The sequence below is a fragment of the Nonomuraea lactucae genome (genome assembly GCF_003313395.1).
In the GTDB taxonomy this organism is placed as follows: Bacteria; Actinomycetota; Actinomycetes; order Streptosporangiales; family Streptosporangiaceae; genus Nonomuraea; species Nonomuraea lactucae.
Genome location: NZ_QNFZ01000383.1, coordinates 1 through 848 on the forward strand (window position 1 = coordinate 1; position 848 = coordinate 848).

Here is an 848-nt window from a genome sequence, read left to right on the forward strand (position 1 = left end):
CCCGCGCCTGCGCCGCCTCCACGGCCCCCCGGGCCTCCTGCTCGGCCGCGGCGGCCTCGTCGAGGGCCCGGGCCGTCTGCTCGGCCGTGGCCTCGGCCTCGTCGAGGTCGGCGATGGCGTCGTCGAGCGCGGCCCGTACCTGGAGGACGGAGGTGCCGCCCTCGGACCCGCCGCTGGCGAGGTGCGGGCCGACGAGGTCGCCGGCCCTGGTCACGGCCCGGAGCCCGGGGTGGGTCTCGGCCACGCGCCGCGCCGCCCCGAGATCGTCCACCACGACGACCCCGTCCAGCACGTGATCCACGGCCTGCCGGAGCCCGCCGGGCACGGCCACCAGCTCGACCGCCCACCGCCCGCCCTCGGGAGCCGCCGCCCCGTCCGGGGGCAGGCCGACGAGGAGAGCGGCATCCGGGCCCCCTCCGGCCCCGCCCGGGAGACGGGTGACAGAAGACTCCCCTCCAGGCAAGCTCCCTGGCCCCTCCGCGTCCGACGACGTCCCTCGTGTCCGACGGTCCTCCGCGTCCGAGGCTCGTGGCGGGCCGTCATCCTGGGCGCCGGCCACCAGGAGCGTCGCCTGGCCCGCCTCCTTGACGCGCAGCAGTTCCAGGGCCTCGACGGCGGTGCCGATCGACGTGACGGCGATCGACTCGGCCACAGGTCCCAGCACGGCCGCGATCGCGAGTTCCGCGCCGGGCGTCACCTGGAGGGAGGCGGCGAGCGGGCCCAGCACCCCGGCGAGGTCGGTCTCCAGCAGCCTGGCCCCGCCGTCGCCGCCCCGGGCCAGGCCGAGCTCCAGCGCCTCCCGGCGGGCTCCGAGAGCGGCCACGGCCCGCTGGGCCTCCTGGTCGGCG

Annotated in this window: 1 pseudogene; it reads right to left on the reverse strand. The window is 78.9% G+C overall.

Annotated features, from left to right (window positions below):
* A pseudogene (locus DQW85_RS22095) lies at positions 1-823 on the reverse strand (hypothetical protein); the annotation flags it as partial.
* Positions 824-848 lie beyond the last annotated feature (25 nt).